The organism is Microbispora sp. CSR-4 (assembly GCF_008033685.1).
Lineage (GTDB): Bacteria > Actinomycetota > Actinomycetes > Streptosporangiales > Streptosporangiaceae > Microbispora.
The window spans coordinates 1-234 of record NZ_VJVX01000350.1 but is presented as its reverse complement, the minus strand read 5'-3'; the positions used below and the strand labels follow the sequence as shown (position 1 = coordinate 234).

Here is a 234-nt window from a genome sequence, read left to right as displayed (position 1 = left end):
ACGCGCGGGATGCCGGGGGCTTCGAGGAAGGCCGGGACGACACGGGCGACCGTGCTCCTGGCGAGGCCGGGATAGATGCCGGTGCGGAGAGCGCCGACGACACCAACGCCTACGCCCCCGACGCCACCGGAAGCGCCGACGACCCCAGCCAGGCCGACGACGCCGTCTCCGACGTGATGGGCGATCCGGGTGCTGCGGGCGGCACCGACGGCCCCGAGACCCCGGACGAGCTCG

The 234-nt window shown here is 75.2% G+C and carries 1 protein-coding gene; it reads left to right on the top strand.

The window, feature by feature from the left end:
* Nucleotides 1–234: hypothetical protein (locus tag FLV34_RS41215; RefSeq protein WP_222709838.1), on the top strand; the 234-nt coding region annotated here is incomplete at both ends.